The sequence below is a fragment of the Stenotrophomonas sp. S49 genome (assembly GCF_016624905.1).
In the GTDB taxonomy this organism is placed as follows: domain Bacteria; phylum Pseudomonadota; class Gammaproteobacteria; order Xanthomonadales; family Xanthomonadaceae; genus Stenotrophomonas.
On the sequence record NZ_JACVUD010000001.1, the window covers coordinates 81,105 to 98,075 of the forward strand.

At 65.3% G+C, this 16,971-nt stretch carries 14 protein-coding genes; 10 read left to right on the top strand and 4 right to left on the bottom strand.

Features of this window, described 5'->3' with window-relative positions; genetic code table 11:
* The first annotated feature begins 84 nt into the window (after positions 1-84).
* Positions 85-591 carry a disulfide bond formation protein B gene (locus IAE58_RS00450; protein WP_199932083.1) on the top strand — a complete coding sequence of 169 codons (507 nt, stop codon included), beginning with the start codon at positions 85-87 and terminating at the stop codon, positions 589-591.
* Between the two features lie 55 nt (positions 592-646).
* On the opposite strand, the gene IAE58_RS00455 is transcribed toward IAE58_RS00450, so the two are convergent.
* Positions 647-2,773 carry a TonB-dependent receptor gene (locus IAE58_RS00455; protein ID WP_199932082.1) on the bottom strand — a complete coding sequence of 709 codons (2,127 nt, stop codon included), beginning with the start codon at positions 2,771-2,773 and terminating at the stop codon, positions 647-649.
* Positions 2,774-3,005: 232 nt separating this feature from the next.
* On the opposite strand from IAE58_RS00455, the gene IAE58_RS00460 reads away from it, so the two are divergent.
* Positions 3,006-4,397, top strand: coding sequence for a 3-deoxy-7-phosphoheptulonate synthase class II (locus IAE58_RS00460; protein ID WP_108748666.1), 1,392 nt, complete (start codon positions 3,006-3,008; stop codon positions 4,395-4,397).
* Positions 4,398-4,771: 374 nt separating this feature from the next.
* The gene (locus tag IAE58_RS00465; RefSeq protein ID WP_199932081.1) at positions 4,772-5,914 is read left to right on the top strand and encodes a mechanosensitive ion channel family protein; all 1,143 of its coding nucleotides are present in this window, start codon (positions 4,772-4,774) and stop codon (positions 5,912-5,914) included.
* A gap of 39 nt (positions 5,915-5,953) precedes the next feature.
* Here the strand turns inward: IAE58_RS00465 and IAE58_RS00470 are convergent, their stop codons facing one another.
* The 3 genes from IAE58_RS00470 to typA are packed head-to-tail and all read right to left on the bottom strand — an operon-like array spanning position 5,954 to position 9,944.
* Entirely contained in the window at positions 5,954-7,576 is a 1,623-nt protein-coding gene (locus IAE58_RS00470; protein ID WP_199932080.1) for an amidase, read from the bottom strand.
* 41 nt (positions 7,577-7,617) lie between these two features.
* Positions 7,618-8,085, bottom strand: coding sequence for a DUF2127 domain-containing protein (locus IAE58_RS00475; RefSeq protein WP_108752281.1), 468 nt, complete (start codon positions 8,083-8,085; stop codon positions 7,618-7,620).
* An 11-nt stretch (positions 8,086-8,096) separates the two neighbouring features.
* Positions 8,097-9,944 carry a translational GTPase TypA gene (gene typA, locus IAE58_RS00480; protein WP_108748670.1) on the bottom strand — a complete coding sequence of 616 codons (1,848 nt, stop codon included), beginning with the start codon at positions 9,942-9,944 and terminating at the stop codon, positions 8,097-8,099.
* A gap of 221 nt (positions 9,945-10,165) precedes the next feature.
* On the opposite strand from typA, the gene IAE58_RS00485 reads away from it, so the two are divergent.
* The 7 genes from IAE58_RS00485 (at position 10,166) to IAE58_RS00510 (ending at position 16,955) form a co-directional block, all read left to right on the top strand.
* A complete protein-coding gene (locus IAE58_RS00485) occupies positions 10,166-10,660 on the top strand; it encodes a peptidylprolyl isomerase (protein ID WP_108748671.1) in 495 nt (164 codons plus the stop codon).
* Positions 10,661-10,778: 118 nt separating this feature from the next.
* A complete protein-coding gene (locus tag IAE58_RS00490; RefSeq protein ID WP_108748672.1) occupies positions 10,779-11,765 on the top strand; it encodes a malate dehydrogenase in 987 nt (328 codons plus the stop codon).
* A 270-nt stretch (positions 11,766-12,035) separates the two neighbouring features.
* Positions 12,036-12,170, top strand: a complete 135-nt coding sequence (locus IAE58_RS20035; RefSeq protein WP_267908051.1) for a hypothetical protein — start codon at positions 12,036-12,038, stop codon at positions 12,168-12,170.
* Positions 12,171-12,342: 172 nt separating this feature from the next.
* Positions 12,343-13,389, top strand: a complete 1,047-nt coding sequence (locus tag IAE58_RS00495; RefSeq protein ID WP_199932079.1) for a hypothetical protein — start codon at positions 12,343-12,345, stop codon at positions 13,387-13,389.
* Positions 13,386-15,173: an asparagine synthase-related protein gene (locus tag IAE58_RS00500; RefSeq protein WP_199932078.1), complete on the top strand. Its 1,788-nt coding sequence runs from the start codon at positions 13,386-13,388 to the stop codon at positions 15,171-15,173. Before IAE58_RS00495 ends, IAE58_RS00500 begins: the two co-directional genes overlap by 4 nt.
* The gene (locus IAE58_RS00505) at positions 15,145-16,047 is read left to right on the top strand and encodes a transketolase (RefSeq protein WP_199932077.1); all 903 of its coding nucleotides are present in this window, start codon (positions 15,145-15,147) and stop codon (positions 16,045-16,047) included. The genes IAE58_RS00500 and IAE58_RS00505 overlap by 29 nt, the downstream gene beginning before the upstream one ends.
* Positions 16,044-16,955 carry a hypothetical protein gene (locus IAE58_RS00510; RefSeq protein ID WP_199932076.1) on the top strand — a complete coding sequence of 304 codons (912 nt, stop codon included), beginning with the start codon at positions 16,044-16,046 and terminating at the stop codon, positions 16,953-16,955. The genes IAE58_RS00505 and IAE58_RS00510 overlap by 4 nt, the downstream gene beginning before the upstream one ends.
* Positions 16,956-16,971: the final 16 nt, after the last annotated feature.

Consider the following 16,971-nt stretch of genomic DNA (forward strand, 5'->3'; position numbering starts at 1 on the left):
GCGTTCCGACAAGCGTGGCCTGCAGCGGTTCGAACGGCGCGCGCTCTCGGTTACGCTTGGCGCCTGATCACTTGAGCGTTGACGATGAATCCACTGCGCTGGCCCTTCCGCGCCCAGTTTTTCCTGGGCTTCCTGATCTGCGCAGGCCTGCTGGGCTTTGCCATCTTCCTGCAGCTGAAGATGGGGCTGGAGCCCTGTCCGCTGTGCATCTTCCAGCGCCTGGCCTTCGCCGCCCTGGGGCTGCTGTTCCTGATTGGCGCCCTGCATGGGCCGTCGAACCGGCCGGGCCGGGCCACCTACGGGATTCTCGCCTTCATCGCCGCCGCGGTCGGGTTCGGCATTGCCGCGCGCCATGTGTACGTGCAGCTGCTGCCGCCGGAGATGGGCGCGACCTGTGGCCCGCCGCTGAGCTTCCTGAGCGAGACCATGGGGCCGCTGGAAGTGTTCCGCACGGTGCTGACCGGCACCGGTAACTGCGGCAACATCGACTGGAGCTTCCTGGGCCTGACCATGCCGATGTGGTCGGGCGTGTGGTTCGCGCTGCTGGCGCTGTGGGCGCTGGTGGTGTCGCTGCGCAAGATTTCGCGCTGAGAAACAAGCGGGGTCAGATCCCTTTGCGCAGCAAAGGGCTCTGACCCCTGTCTGCTTAGAAGTCCTGCTGCAGGCTGAGGTAGGCGCCGCGGCGCGGGCCCCATTGCGGGGCAAACACGCCCACGCCACCGCCATCACGCAGCTGGTAGCTGCGATCCAGCGCATTGATCACCGCCAGCTGCACGTGCAGCGGGTGGCCGCTGTCGGCGTTGAAATCGTGCCCGGCGCTCAGGTTCACCTGCAGGTAGGACGGCAGTTCGCCGCCATTGGGCACGGTGTCGGTGTCAGAACGCAGGCCACTGCCGAACACATAGTTCGCACCCACCCGGTTGTGCCCGGCAAAGGCGTAGCTCAAGCCGCCGGACGAGGTCAGCCGCTGGTCGTGGTCCAGGTGGATCCAGTGCTGGGCCGCATAGGCCAGCGCGTCTGGATCCAGGTTGTACTGGCCGGTGATGACGTCGGTGCCGATCGCCTTGCTCAGGGCCGCATTGAAGTAGGCGCTGAACGGCCCGTTGCTGTAGTCGGCGCTGAATTCCAGTCCGCGGATATGGCCACGGCGGTAGTTGAAGGTGGAATAGATGTAGGCCGCGCCGAACTGGCCTTCGTCCTGCAGGCGGTCCACCCGGCGGTCGTACGCATCCAGGCCCAGGGTGAGGTGATCGCCGACCTGCTGCGAAACGCCGATGTCGTAGTAATCGCTGCGCTCGGCCAGCGGCGTGGTAGTGCCGCCGGCAGGCTGTGCGTTGGTGGTGCCGTCGTACAGGGCGATGTCGGTGCTGCCGATCAGTTCGCTGGCCGGCGGGGTGAAGTAGCGCGAATAACCCGCGTGGACGGTCGTGCTGCTGCTGGCATTCCAGACCACGCCCAGGCGCGGGCTCAACTGGCCTTCGGTATGGCCGAAGGCGGTGTAGTGGTCGCCGCGCAGGCCGTAGTTCACTGTCCAGTCGTCACCGATGCGCCATTCGTCCTGCACGTACAGCGCGGCGGTGCGGGCGGTGAATGCGTTGGCATCGGCAATCTGCAGCGGCGTGGTGCTGGCCTGCTGGCCCTGCGCATCCACCGGGAACACCCAGCTGGCGTTGCTGGCGCGCGCATCTTCGTGGTTGCCGTACAGGCCATAGCGCAGGGTGTGGTTCATCCCCAGCGGGGTGGAGAAATCGGCCTGCACGGTGCTGGCGCGGTTGCTGCGCTGTACCTGCGAGGCGACGCCGCTGAATACCAGGTCGCCAGCGACGTCTGGATTGAAGCCCACATCGCTGTAGCGCTGGCCGGCCGAGAGCTGGTAGGCGGTGTCGCCCAGCTTGCCCTGCAGCACCAGCATGCCGAAGCGGGTGGTTTCGCGCTGGGTTTCGTCCAGCTGGCGGGAGTCGAAGGTGGTGGTGTCCAGATAACCGAACTGCGGTTCCTGGCCGGGGTTCACCGGAATCTGGAAGCGGTTGTTGGCGAAGCCGGCGAACAGGCTCAGGCGCGTGTTGTCGTTGACCAAATAGGTCAGGTCGGCGAAGGCCTTGCCCTGGTGGGTGTCGTCATGCTGCGGCCGGCGGGCATTGGTCGGGCTTTCCAGGCCGACCTCGTTCTGGTCGTAGTTGCCGGTCAGGAACCAGCTCCAGCGCCCCTGGCTGCCCCACCACGAGGCGTTGGGGTTCACCTTGCCGTACGAGCCGGTGGTGATGCCGGCGCTGCCGCCATTGCCCAGCTCGGCGCCGCTGCGGGTGGTGATGTCGACCACGGCGGCGGTGCGCTCGCCGAACTGGGCCGGCAAGGCGCCATCCATCAGACGGATGCTCTTGATGGTGCGCGCATCCAGGGTCTGGCCGAAGCCGGAGATGGATTCGGGCAGCAGTACGCCGTTGATCCGGTACTGCAGGTTGGCGTGGTCGCCGCGCACGTGCACGCCGCCGTAGGAGTCCTGGACCACGCCCGGGGCCTGCAGCAGCACCTGGCTGAGCGGCGCTGCGGCGCCCAGCGGCTGTTTCTGGATGTCCTCGGCGGTGATCTGGTACTGGCTGCTGCCGATATCCGGCGACAGCGCGTTGCGCGCCTGGTCGAGCTGGGCGCTGACCGTGACCACGTCGAGGTCTTTCACGGCCGGGGACGCGCTGTCGGCGGCCAGGGCGACGGTGGGCAGGCTGGCCAGGGCCAGGACGAGGGTGACAGCCGTTGCGAGCGGGGAGGGCTTCATGGTCGGGATGGGGTCGAAGGGAGGGAAGGGCCGGTCCATGACGGGAAGTGTTACTTCCTAACAACTGAGTGCGGATCATGCGCCTGCCCGGGGCGCTGTGGGCATGCCGGTTGTGGCGGATCGGCATGCGCTTTCTGCGCCGTTCAGCTGGCCGGCCCGGGCCAGGTGCTTTGCGTCAGCCGCGCCCTCTGCGACCATGAACGTCCCCCTCCTGTTCCTCCGGATGTCCGCAATGAGCCTGTCCGCCGTTCCGCCCGCCGCTGACCCTGCCACCGCCGCCGTGGGCGCTGCCTGGTCGCCGGAAAGCTGGCGCGGCAAGACCGCGCTGCAGATGCCGACCTACCCGGACCCGGTGGCCCTGGATGCCGCCCTGCACGAGCTCAAGCGCCTGCCGCCGCTGGTGACCTCCTGGGAGATCCTGGCGTTGAAGCAGCAGCTGGCCGACGCGCAGGAAGGCAAGCGCTTCCTGCTGCAGGGCGGCGACTGCGCGGAGAACTTCAGCGACTGCGAATCGGGCACGATTTCCAACCGGCTGAAGGTGCTGCTGCAGATGAGCCTGGTGCTGGTGCACGGCCTGCGCCAGCCGGTGATCCGCGTGGGTCGCTTCGCCGGCCAGTACGCCAAGCCGCGCTCGGCCGACACCGAGACCCGCGACGGCGTGACCCTGCCCAGCTACCGCGGCGATGTGATCAACGCGCCGGCCTTCACCGAAGCGGCGCGGCTGCCGGACCCGAAGCGGATGCTGCAGGCCCACGCGCATTCGGCGATGACGATGAACTTCGTGCGTGCGCTGATCGATGGCGGCTTCGCCGATCTGCACCACCCCGAGTACTGGAACCTGGACTGGGTGCGGCATTCGCCGTTGGCTGCCGAGTACCAGAAGATGGTGGCCTCGATCGGCGACGCCGTGCACTTCATGGAAACCCTGGCCGGGGCCCGCGTACACAACCTCAACCGCATTGATTTCTACACCTCGCATGAAGCGCTGCTGCTGCCCTACGAGCAGGCGCTGACCCGGCAGGTGCCGCGCCAGCAGGGCTGGTTGAACCTGAGCACGCACTACCCGTGGATCGGCATGCGCACGGCGGCGCTGGACGGCGCGCATGTGGAATACCTGCGCGGGGTGCGCAATCCGATCGCGATCAAGGTGGGCCCGTCGGTGCAGCCGGACCAGTTGCTGCGCCTGATCGATGTGCTGAACCCCGAGGACGAACCGGGCCGCCTGAGCTTCATCCACCGCATGGGCGCGGCGCAGATTGCGGAAAAGCTGCCGCCGCTGCTGGATGCGGTGAAGCGCGATGGCCGTCGCGTGCTGTGGGTGTGCGATGCCATGCATGGCAATACCGAAAGCACGGCCAATGGTTTCAAGACGCGTCGCTTCGACAATGTGCGCAGCGAAGTGGAACTGTCCTTCGATCTGCATGCGGCGGCGGGCACGCGGCTGGGCGGCGTGCACCTGGAGCTGACCGGTGAGGATGTGACCGAATGCACCGGCGGTGCGCGTGAACTGACCGAGCGCGATCTGGAGCGCGCCTACCGTTCGACGGTGGACCCGCGCCTGAACTACGAACAATCGCTGGAAATTGCGATGGCGATCGTGCGCAAGCAGGAACAGGCACGCTAAGGGTTTTTTCGGCAGGGCTGGCAGCCCTGCACCTGCTTTGGGGCAACATCAAAAGCGGATTTTCCGCGAGTGGGCGGGGCGGTGTCGCAGTGCGGGGACGCCGCAAGTACGTCCGTGTAGGCTTGGCCGCCGCATTCATGCGGCGGACACCCCGCACTGCGACACCGCCCCGCCTCTGACAGGTTCACGCGATCTGTCGGACCGGCACGGGCTCTGACCCCGCCATCCCACGGATACCCAGCTTTTGCCGTTGCCGCTGCCGTTGCTCCAGGCAGGTGCAGGGCCGCAGGCCCTGCATCAATCCTCACCCGCTGACGTGATGCTCATGCCGCCTGCGCGACCCTGTGGGTTCATGCAATGCGCGAGGGTCTGCGGTGGGCTGGCAACATGTGCAGGACTATCTGTGGCCGATCGGTGCGGCACTGCTGCTTGGCGGCCTGGCCGCGTGGGGCGTGCTGGCCCTGTACCGCCGCCTGCGCGGGCGCGACCGGCGGCGTGCGCGCATCGGTCGGGTGATCGGCCCGCCGTTGGCGATGGCGTTGCCGCTGTTGCTGCTGGTGCCCGCGCTGCAGGCCACGCCGCTGCCCGAGCGCATGCTGGACCAGGTCCTGCGTGGCGTGCATATCGGCCTGACGGCCTGCTTCATCTGGCTGCTGGTACGCGGCGTAGCGGCCGGCGAGCGCGCGATCCTGCGCAGCCATCCCATCGATGTGTCCGACAATCTGGAAGCGCGCCGCATCCAGACCCAGACGCGCGTGCTCAGCCGCGTGTTGATGGGCGGCATCATCGTGCTCGGCGCGTCGCTGGTGCTGCTCACTTTCCCGATGGTGCAGAAGATCGGCACCGCGCTGCTGGCGTCGGCGGGCTTGATCGGTCTGGTTGCGGGCATCGCGGCCAAGCCGGTGTTCGGCAACCTGATTGCCGGCCTGCAGATTGCCCTCACCCAGCCGATCCGGCTGGACGACGTGGTGATCGTGGAAGGTGAGTGGGGCCGCATCGAAGAGATCGGCAGCAGCTACGTGGTGGTGCGCATCTGGGACGAGCGGCGCATGGTGGTGCCGTTGACCTGGTTCATCGAGCACCCGTTCCAGAACTGGACGCGGCGCAGTGCCGATCTGCTCGGCACGGCCTTCCTGTGGCTGGACTATCGCGCGCCGATCGCGGCGATCCGTACCGAGCTGGAGCGCATCTGTCGCGGCGAGGCGCTGTGGGATGGCCGTGTCTGCGTGACCCAGGTGACCGAAACCAGCGAACGGGCGATCCAGGTGCGTCTGCTGGTCAGTGCGCGCAATTCCGGCGATGCGTTCGATCTGCGTTGCCTGGTGCGCGAGCGCATGCTGGATTTCCTGGCCCGTGAACACCCGCAGGCGCTGCCGCAGCTGCGCGCACGGCTGCACCAGGATGATGAGATGGACATGCCGCGTGGGCCACGCGCGCGTACCGCCGATGTGCGTTCGCCCGGTGCCGAGGATGGCGAGGCGGCCATCGTGCCGGTGGAATCGCTGCCGGACCGGTAGCGCCGGGCCATGCCCAACGCGCGCAGCGGCATGGCGCGATCAGGGATCGCCGGTGTCGATCAGGGCATCGGTATCGAAGTGCGGCGGCCTGCGCGCGCGGGTGCGCTGTTCGTAGGCATAGCCCATTTCGATCAGCTTCGGTTCGCTCCACGCGGTGCCCATGAACAGCAGGCCCGCCGGCAGGCCATCGATCTGCCCCATCGGCACGGTCAGGCTGGGGTAGCCGGCCACGGCGGCCACGCTGTAGCTCTCGCCCGGGAAATCGTCGCCGCGGCTGCGCAGCGGCCAGGCGGTGCCGGTGGTGGGCGCGACCAGGGCGTCCAACTGTTGTGCCGCCAATGCGGCATCGATGCCTTCCGGGCCCGCCAGGCGCCGGGCATCGCTGCGCGCGCGGATGTAGGCGGGGTCGGACAGGCCCGGGGTCGCGTTGGCTTCCTCCAGCAGCGATTGGCCGAAGCGGCCCAGTTCCTGCCCGCGGTTGGCCTGGTTGAAGGCGATCAGCTCGGACAGGCTGCGCAGTGGCGCGTGGTAGGTGGCGAAGTAGCGCTCCAGCCCGGCCTTGAACTCGTACAGCAGCACCAGGCGCTCGGCGTCGGCCCAGGCGCCGGCGTTGGGCAGTTGCACCGGCACCACCACGGCGCCGGCGCGGCGCAGTTCGGCCGCCGCGTGCTGCATCAGCGGGGCCATGCCGGGGTACTGCGACAGCGGCGTCTGCAGCAGCCCGATGCGCTTGCCGCGCAGGCCGTCCGGGTCCAGCCGGGCGGTGTAGTCGTAGACCGCCCGGCCGGGCATGGTGGCGGTGGCCGGATCGGCCGCATCGCGACCGGCAATGGCGGTCAGCACGGCGGCCGCATCGGCCACGCTGCGGGTCATCGGCCCGGCCGTGTCCTGGCTGAAGCTGATCGGGATGATGCCCTCGCGGCTGACCAGGCCGACGGTGGGCTTCAGCCCGACCACGCCATTGATCGCGGCCGGGCAGACGATGCTGCCGTCGGTTTCGGTGCCGATGGCAACACTGCCCAGGTTGGCGGCCACGGCCACCGCACTGCCGCTGCTGGAACCGCAGGGGGAATGGCTGAGCCGGTAGGGGTTGCGGGTCTGGCCGCCACGTGCGCTCCAGCCGGACACCGAGTTGGCATCGCGGAAGTTCGCCCACTCGCTCAGGTTGGTCTTGCCCAGCACTACGGCGCCGGCCTCGCGCAGGCGCCGCACCAGGTAGGCATCGCCCGGGCGGAAGCCCTGCAGGGCCAGTGAGCCGGCGCTGGTGGCCATGGGCGCGGCGTTGATGTTGTCCTTCAGCAGCACCGGGATGCCGTGCAGGGGGCCGCGCAGGCGCCCGCTGCGGCGTTCGCGGTCGCGCTCGCCGGCTTCCTTCAAGGCATCGGGGTTGATCTCGATGACCGCGCGCAGGCGCGGCCCGGCGCGGTCCAGCGCGGCGATGCGCTGCAGGTAGGCCCCGGTGAGGGTGACGCTGTCCAGTTCGCCCGACACCATGCGCGCCTGCAGGTCGGCCACATCGGTTTCGGCGTAGGGGAAGGGGGCGCTGCTGGCCGCGGGTTCGGCGGCATGGGCGCTGGGCGCGGGCGCGCTGCAGCCTGCACTGGACAGTGCCGCCAGGACGAGGATCAGACAGCTGGGCAGGGTCGGCAGGGACAGGCGCATGGCTGGGCGTGCGAGGCTCCGGCGGCCAGTCTAGCCGCTGCTCAGCGCTTGCGCTTGCGCAGGTCGCGCGCCAGTACGTAGACGACCACCAGGTTGATGGCCAGTACGCTGCCCGAGGCCCAGCCCGGGTGGCGGATGATCGCGTAGATATCGAAGGGCAGGTAGATCGAGGCGGTCAGGCAGCCCAGCCACGAGGCCCAGGCCTTGGCCTTCCACAGGCCCCAGGCTTCGACCAGGTGCAGCAGGCCGTAGCCGATCATCGCCGCCGCGGCCAGGTGCACCGCGTCGGGACTGATCATGTTCAACAGCGAGGGCAGGGTGCCGTGATCCGGGTCCAGACTGAAACGCCGGATCAGGGCATTGACCCCGTCGCGAAGCGGCTGCGGACCGAGCATTTCCAGCCCGGTCGCCGCCAACAACGCCAGCATCGCCTTGCTCGCTTCGAGCAGGGCGATGACATGGAGACCCGGATGCCGATGCGGATCCGGGTTGTAGCCGTTCTGGCTCACGGTCTGCTGGCTCAGCCGCCGCGCGAAGCCTTCTTGCGGTCGCTTTCGGTCAGGAACTTCTTGCGCAGACGGATCTCCTTCGGGGTGATCTCGACCAGCTCGTCGTCTTCGATGAAGTCCAGGGCCTGTTCCAGCGAGTACTTGATCGCCGGGGTCAGCTGGATCGCATCGTCCTTGCCCGAAGCGCGCATGTTGGTCAGCGGCTTGGTCTTGATTGCGTTGACGGTCAGGTCGTTGTCCTTGGAGTGGATACCGACCAGCTGACCTTCATACACGTTGTCGCCTTCAGCAGCGAAGAGCTTGCCGCGTTCCTGCAGCGGGCCCAGCGAGTAGGCGGGGGTGACGCCCGGCGCATTGGCGATCATCACGCCGTTGATGCGCTTGGCGATGGCGCCCTGTTCCTTCGGACCGTAGTGGTCGAATACGTGGAACAGCAGGCCCGAACCCTGGGTGAGGGTCTTGAACTCGTTCTGGAAGCCGATCAGGCCACGGGCCGGGATCGAGTATTCCAGGCGCACGCGGCCCTTGCCGTCCGGCTCCATGTTCTTCAGCTGGCCCTTGCGGGTGCCCAGCTTTTCCATCACGCCGCCCTGGTGCACTTCTTCGATGTCCACCACCAGCTGCTCGATCGGCTCCATCATCTGGCCGTCGATTTCCTTGATGATCACTTCCGGGCGCGACACGGCCAGCTCGTAGCCTTCGCGACGCATGTTCTCGATCAGCACCGACAGGTGCAGTTCGCCACGGCCGGAGACCAGGAACTTGTCGGCGTCTTCCAGCTGTTCGACCTTCAGGGCCACGTTGTGGACCTTTTCACGGTCCAGGCGGTCCTTGATCTGGCGGCTGGTCAGGAACTTGCCACCGGACAGGTCCTTGTTGCCGGCGAACGGCGAGTTGTTCACCTGGAAGGTCATCGAGATGGTCGGCTCGTCGACGGTCAGGGCCGGCAGCGCTTCCGGGGTGTCCGGGTGGCACAGGGTGTCGGAGATGGTCAGCTCCGGAATACCGGAGATGGCGACGATGTCACCGGCTTCGGCAGTGTCCTGCTCGATGCGCTCCAGGCCCAGGAAGCCCAGCACCTGCGCGACCTTGCCGTTGCGCTTCTTGCCTTCACGGTCGATGACCGCGACCTGCATGTTCTTCTTCAGGGTGCCGCGCTGGATGCGGCCGATGCCGATGACGCCCACGAAGTTGTTGTAGTCCAGCTGGCTGATGCGCATCTGGAAGGCGCCTTCCGGATCGACTTCCGGCTTCGGCGCGTGCTGCATGATCGCTTCGTACAGCGGGGTCATGTCGCCGTCGCGCACGGTGTCTTCCAGGCCGGCATAGCCGTTCAGGGCCGAGGCGTAGACGATCGGGAAGTCCAGCTGCTCGTTGGTGGCGCCCAGCTTGTCGAACAGGTCAAAGACCTGGTCGATCACCCACTCCGGACGCGAGCCCGGGCGGTCAACCTTGTTGACCACCACGATCGGCTTGAAGCCCATCGCGAAGGCCTTCTGGGTAACGAAGCGGGTCTGCGGCATCGGGCCGTCCATCGCGTCGACCAGGATCAGCACGGTGTCGACCATCGACAGCACGCGCTCGACCTCGCCGCCGAAGTCGGCGTGCCCCGGGGTGTCGACGATGTTGATCCGGTTCTTGATACCGGTCTTCTTGTCTTCCCAGGTGATGGCCGTGTTCTTGGCCAGGATGGTGATGCCGCGTTCCTTTTCCTGGTCGTTGCTGTCCATCACGCGCTCGGCGAGGACGGTGCGCTCGGACAGGGTGCCGGACTGCTTCAGCAGCTGGTCGACCAGGGTGGTCTTGCCATGGTCGACGTGGGCGACGATGGCGATGTTGCGAAGATTTTCGATGGACATGCGAAAGGGGGCCAGTCGGCGCCGGATTTGGAAAAAGAAGTCCAACATTATACGTCTAACTTGACGCTTGGCGAAAACCCATGTTGCAGGACCGACCGAGCCCCATTCAGCTGGGGCCTGAACGGGGGGCCGCGGCTGCGCCGATGGTCGAAGCCGCCAGCGCCACGGGGCGGGTGTAAACTAGGTGGCTAGACGCGTTCCCCTTTGCATCAAGGATCCTCATGTCCCTCATCGCCACTTTCGACACCACCCAGGGCCCGATCAAGGTCGAGCTGTTCGCCGACAAGGCGCCGCTGACCGTGGCCAACTTCGTGAACCTGGTCAAGCAGGGCTTCTATGACGGCCTGATCTTCCACCGCGTGATCGCCGACTTCATGATCCAGGGCGGCTGCCCGCAGGGTCGTGGCACCGGCGGCCCGGGCTACAAGTTCGAAGACGAAACCAACAACGGCGTGAAGCACGAGGTCGGCTCGCTGTCGATGGCCAATGCCGGCCCGAACACCAACGGCAGCCAGTTCTTCATCACCCACATCAAGACCGATTGGCTGGACGGCCGCCACACCGTGTTCGGCAAAGTGCTGGAAGGCCAGGCCATCGTGGATTCGGTCAAGCAGGGCGACGTGATCCATTCGATCACCCTGGAAGGCGATGTCGACGCCGCGCTGGCCGCCAAGGCTGATCGCGTGGCCGAGTGGAACAAGATCCTCGCCGCCTGATTCCCCTTTGAAACGGCCACCCACGGGTGGCCGTTTCCACGTTCCCCGCCGCCTGCCAGGCCTGCGTGGCCACGCCCGCGGCGTCCTATCCAACGCTTGCAAGCAAGAGGAAACCCCCATGAAAGCACCCGTTCGTGTTGCCGTGACCGGCGCTGCCGGCCAGATCGGCTACGCCCTGCTGTTCCGCATCGCCTCCGGCGAAATGCTGGGCAAGGACCAGCCGGTCATCCTGCAGCTGCTGGAACTGCCGGTGGACAAGGCCCAGGCCGCCCTGAAGGGCGTGATGATGGAACTGGAAGACTGCGCCTTCCCGCTGCTGGCCGGCATGGTCGGCACCGACGACGCCGAAGTGGCGTTCAAGGACGCGGACATCGCCCTGCTGGTCGGCGCGCGTCCGCGCGGCCCGGGCATGGAGCGCAAGGACCTGCTGCTGGAAAACGCCAAGATCTTCACCGCCCAGGGCGCGGCGCTGAACAAGGTCGCCAGCCGTGACGTGAAGGTGCTGGTGGTCGGCAACCCGGCCAACACCAACGCCTACATCGCCATGAAGTCGGCCCCGGACCTGAAGCCGGAAAACTTCACCGCCATGCTGCGCCTGGACCACAACCGCGCGCTGAGCCAGCTGTCGAACAAGCTGGGCAAGCCGGTTGGCGGCATGGAAAAGCTGGTGGTGTGGGGCAACCACAGCCCGACCATGTACCCGGACTACCGTTTCGCCACCGCCGATGGCGCGTCCATCGCCGATGCGATCAACGACCAGGAATGGAACGCCAACACCTTCATCCCGACCGTGGGCAAGCGCGGCGCGGCCATCATCGAGGCCCGTGGCTCGTCCTCGGCCGCTTCGGCTGCCAACGCCGCCATCGACCACGTGCGTGACTGGGTGCTGGGCAGCAACGGCAAGTGGGTGACCATGGGCGTGCCGTCCGACGGTTCCTACGGCATTCCGGAAGGCGTGATCTTCGGCTTCGCCGTGACCACCGAAAACGGCAAGTACACCCTGGTGAAGGATCTGCCGATCGACGACTTCAGCCAGAAGTACATCGACAAGACCCTGGCCGAGCTGGAAGAAGAGCGCTCCGGCGTGGCCCACCTGCTGGGCTGATACGCTCGGGAGCAGTCGGTGATCGACTGTTGCGAAAAAGACGCCGGATGATTCCGGCGTTTTTTTTGTGCGTCAGATCACACTGCCCTCGCAGCAGAGCTGCCGGCGATGCCCAAGTCCACAGGGGGGGGCTGGTCAAACGGCCGACATCCGCTGCTAGAATCGATCCGCGCTCATGATCGAGCGCACTCAACAGATACAGTGCTTCCGCCCCCTCTGGGTGCGTGAGCGCTTATCTGACATCAGGCGTATCACGCAAAGGAGAAGTGCATGAACGACAGCAAGAAGATGCTGCAGGACCTGACCCAGGACCAGATCGACCATGTTGCCGGTGGCGAGGGCGAGATCCTCAACAGCTACCTGCGGTTGAAGAGCGAAGACACCAAGACCACCGAGAATCAGTAAGGGGACTTGGGAGCGCGCGAGCCGGACGTGTCCGTAGCGCGCGCTTTTCGACAGACCGATGCAAGAGCATTGGTTGTCGCGCCGCTCGCGTGCCCCGTGCAGCAGGTTCTGCCCGGTGGCTTGGACACACGCTCTGAATGGATTCGGTACTGTGCAGGGACCTCGAATACTCTTGATTGGTGCAGGGGACCTGTGCCTGCGCATCTGCGCGCGCCTGGTTGTACGTTCCGATCTTTCGGCACTATGCATCGCCGGCCGTGATGCCCTCGTTGGCGTTTCCAAGGCGCATTTCGTCGCAAGCTGCGGATCGGTTCCTGTCGAATGGGCAACTTTGGACGCTGCTGATGTAGAGCAGGTCGCCACCCTGATCAGACAGTTCTGCCCCGATCTCATCGTTCATTGTGCGTCGCTGCATTCGCCCTGGCTGTTGGCAGGGCGCACCGATGCCGTTGCAGACGCTTTTCGCAGTGCGGGCTTTGCCGCACAGTTGCCGGCGCAACTGCCTCTGCTGATTTCCGTCATGGCTGCCGTGGAACAGACTGGCTTCGGTGGAGGCGTGATCAATTGTTCCTATCCAGACGCAACCCAGCCGATCCTCCAGGCATTGGGTAGTGCGCCGACCATAGGTGTCGGCAACTCCGGCATGATCCAGATGATGCTCGAGGCGCGTTTGCGTGCGCGCAAGCACCCACGGCGCGTGCACGTTTCAGCACACCATTCGCATGTTCCCTTGATCGCCTCGTGCCGCATCGCGGAGGTGGCCGAAGAGGATCTACCGCGCATCCACCTGGATGGAGAACGGCATTCAATTGCTGACCTGATGGTCCATGCTCCTGCGCTTGCACTCTCTCCGGGCCTCAACGAAATCACCGCTGCCCACGCGGTCGCGGTCATGCTGGCATGGCTGGGGCTTGAATCTCCGCTGGCCACCTCCGCGCCGGGCGTGCAGGGGATGCCGGGTGGCTGGCCGGTAATCGTGGGAAAAGCGCGGATCGAGCTTGACCTGCCCCGCACGGAAACAGTGGAGGGATTGATCGCCTACCAGACGCGGGTTGCACGCTTGGATGGCATCGAACAGATTGAACAAGATGGCACTGTCAGATTCACCTCGGCGCTTGCCAGTGCGCTCGTTCGGTGGCCTGCGCTGGCCGAGCCTCTTCGCCCCGACGGGGCAAAGGCAAGGCACGCACAGCTTCGACAGGCAATGGCCGTGTCATGACTACACTTTTCGGATTGGTTGCAAGAACGGTAGCCGCACGGCAGGCGTTGCGCGAAAACTGGCGGAATTTCATTCCCTCCACGTTCCCCGCAGCTGATGATGATGGCTGGAGCTGCGACCCCGACGTCGGTGTTGTGTTGTACCGCGCCCGATTCGACAGTGAGGGGCGCGCGCTGGTCGCGACACAGCAGGTTGACCCGGACCGTCTAATGGTCACCGTGGCTAGAGAAGGGGTGGACGCGCTTTGCCACCAGTCGGGGGGATTCGCCGCTGTATTCTGGGACGCGCCGCGGCGTGTACTACAGATGGTGCGTGACCCGGCGGGACAATGCTCGATCTTCATCCGTCAGGATCAGCTCGTGGATGTGTTCTGCTCGGAAATGACTCCGCTGCTGGAAGATCCTTCGTTCGATTGCCTTCTGGATGAGGAGTCGGCCCAGTACTTCCTCAGTTTCGGACTGCCGCTTCCCGGGCGTACGTTGGCACGCGGAATCGCACATCTGCCGGCAGGCCACGTCCGCCAGTATGGGCCAAGCGGCCCTGCATTAACGCGACGCTACTTCACGCCCTTGGACCTGGATCAGCGCAAGGTCGCTGACGACACCTGGCTTGAGCATATCGTGGCCACGCTCGACGCTGCCATCGATGAACAGAGCGCAGATGGGCGCGCTGCGATTCTGCTGTCTGGTGGCGTCGACTCCTCCTACATCGCTACAACCTGCGCCACACGTCACGGTGCGGAGGGTTACGACGCCTACACCATCGAATTCGAAGGGAAGGGTGTCGTCAACGAAGTAGAGTACGCGCAGCTGGCTGCCAACGCGGCAGGCATCCGGCTTCATCCGGTACGGATGACGGTCCGCGATGCGCAGGACGCGCTTCAGTCGGTGCTGGCTCAGGCTCAGCCCTGCGCCGCCTGGGCAGCGCTGACGCATCAGCACCTGATGCACCATATTGCGCAGAGTGGCCACCGCAGGGTCCTCTCCGGGCTTGGCGCTGACGAGGTGTTTGGAGGCTACAGCCGCTACCTTCAGTTCTATAAGCGCCTGCGCAGGAACGAGGATCGCCGTCCCTGTGATGGTGTCCCCACGCTTGATTCGCTTACCTGGCGAGAGAGCCACGCCGAGCGCGACCTGTTTCCCGGCATACCCCAGTTCTTTGATCAGGCGGCCCGCAGGAAGGGGTTGGACGTACCATTCTCGCACTGGAGCCATGCATCGACGCTGGCCTCGTTCTACCGCGAGTGTCGGCAGATCAAGAGCGATGCGCATGTCTTTGAGATGATGGTTGCGCATGAGTGTCAGCATCGCGTTCCTGATCTGCTGTTTGCTGGCTTCGAACCTATGACGCGCGCGCATGCGCTGCAGAGTGGCTATCCATTTCTTGCGCCGGACGTGATGAGGGTCGCGTGTGCATTGGGTGCCAGCGAACGATTCTGGGTGTCCGGCGGACGTTGGAAGAACAAGAAACTTCTGCGCAGGATCGCACTCAGGCGATTGCCTGAGCAGATCATCACCCGCAAACCGGCGTCCTATACCACGCCGATCCGCGCGTGGCTTGACACGCCGTCATTTTCCGCCGAGTTGCGCGATCGCCTTCACTCCAGCCAACTGTGGAGTGCGGGGCTGGTGAAGCGAGACTGGCTCCAGAGATTGGAACAGCAGTTGGCCGAAGGGGCGGCGAGGCGACAGCACGGGCTGGTGGTGGAGCAGTACTGGGTGTTGACGATCCTCGCGGCATGGGTCGATCGATGGTGTGATCGTGCTGTCGGTAAAAGGAGATGAAGTGATGGATCTGCAAAGTTTGGCTGAGCGCTCCTCGCCGCTTGCTGGGCCGGGCGTCCAGCCGGATGGGCTGGAACAGGAGGCATTGGAACTGCGACGTGACATCGTCCACGTGCTCCACCACACCGGTGGCGGTCATTATGGTGGCTGCCTCAGCGTGATCGACCTGCTTCTGGTGCTTTACCGGAAGGTCTTGCGGATTGATCCGCAGCGACCGCAGGACCCGCTGCGGGACCGGCTTGTCCTTTCCAAGGGCCACGCGGCATTGGCCCTGTACGCGGTGCTCCGTCGCGTCGGATACTTCAGTGATGAACTAACAACCTATGCCGACATGGATTCGCGCCTGGAAGGGCATCCGGACATGCTGGCCCTGCCCGGGATCGATTTTTCCACCGGATCGCTGGGGCAGGGATTGTCGGTAGGCGTGGGAATGGCGCATGCCCTCAAGCGAAGCGGCCAACAGGTTTGGGTCGTCCTTGGTGACGGTGAGTGCCAAGAGGGCCAGGTTTGGGAAGCGGCGATGCTGGCTTCCATGTGTGGCTTGAAGAATCTGCATGTTGTTCTTGACCACAACCAGTGTCAGGAATGGGGTTGGAACCAGGTGGCGGCTGCTACCCCGCCACCCATCCAGCAGGTTGCTGATAAATGGGCTGCATTCGGATGGCGCGTGTGGGAGTGCGACGGTCATGACCTGGATGCGCTGCAACAGGTGTTCAATGCAATGTTGCATGATGAGGTGGAACGGCCGTCGATCATCATCGCCAATACCGTGAAGGGGCGAGGAGTGTCCATCTGCGAAGCCGATCCCAAGCGTTTCCATTGTGATGCCGCTACGCCATTGGAACATCTCCAGATGGTGGGGGATCTGGCATGACCGCTGCAAAACTGGCCGACGTTCTCGGCCTTGCCCTGGCAGATGTCGCCCGAGAAGATCCGCGCGTATTCGTCCTGGACGGCGACCTCGCTGACTCCGATGGCGCGATGCACTTTGCCGAACGACATCCAGAGCGCTTCCTCATGGCCGGGATCGCCGAGCAGGGGATGGTGTCCACGGCGGCGGGCATGGCCGATTCGGGGTTGCGGCCGTGGGTTTTTTCGTTCGCAGCCTTCCTCTGCTATCGAGCGTTGGACCAGGTGCGGATCTGCCTAAGTCAGTCGCGTCAGCCGGTCGTACTGGTAGGCTCACACGCAGGCGGGCTTTCCGGCCGCAATGGCAAGACCCACGCAGCGCCCAACGACCTTGCGGTAATGCTGTCGCTACCAGCAATGGCGGTGTTCGCTCCGGCAGACGCCGCCGATGCGCGCTATGTCGTGGGCAAGGCGCTGGAACTTGGCGCGCCCTCCTATATCCGTACGCCCCGGCGTCTGATGACTGAATCTGAAAACCTGCCCGGGAACGCGGCGCCTCATCGCTGGGTGCTTCCCCGTCAGACAATCACCCTGGTCGCTTGCGGTCTTGCATCGCAATGGGCGTATCAGACCGCACAGTATCTGCGGGATCGCGGCATCGTTGTAGGTTTGATGCATTGCCTGCAATTGAAGCCTTTCCCTGATTTCGAGCGCGAACTGGCGGGCGTCCAGCACATCTTCTGCATCGAGGATCACAGCCGCTATGGAGGTCTGGCGTCGCTGCTTGCACATCAACTCCCGGCGCGTCATATCCATGCCTTCGGCTGGTCGCCTGAATTCTCCGGGAAGTCTGCGGCAGACGACGTACTCCTTGAGCGGAATGGCCTCACACCCCGGGCCATTGCCGACGCCATGATCGAGATTCTGCGCTGAGTTCGAACGAGGAGAA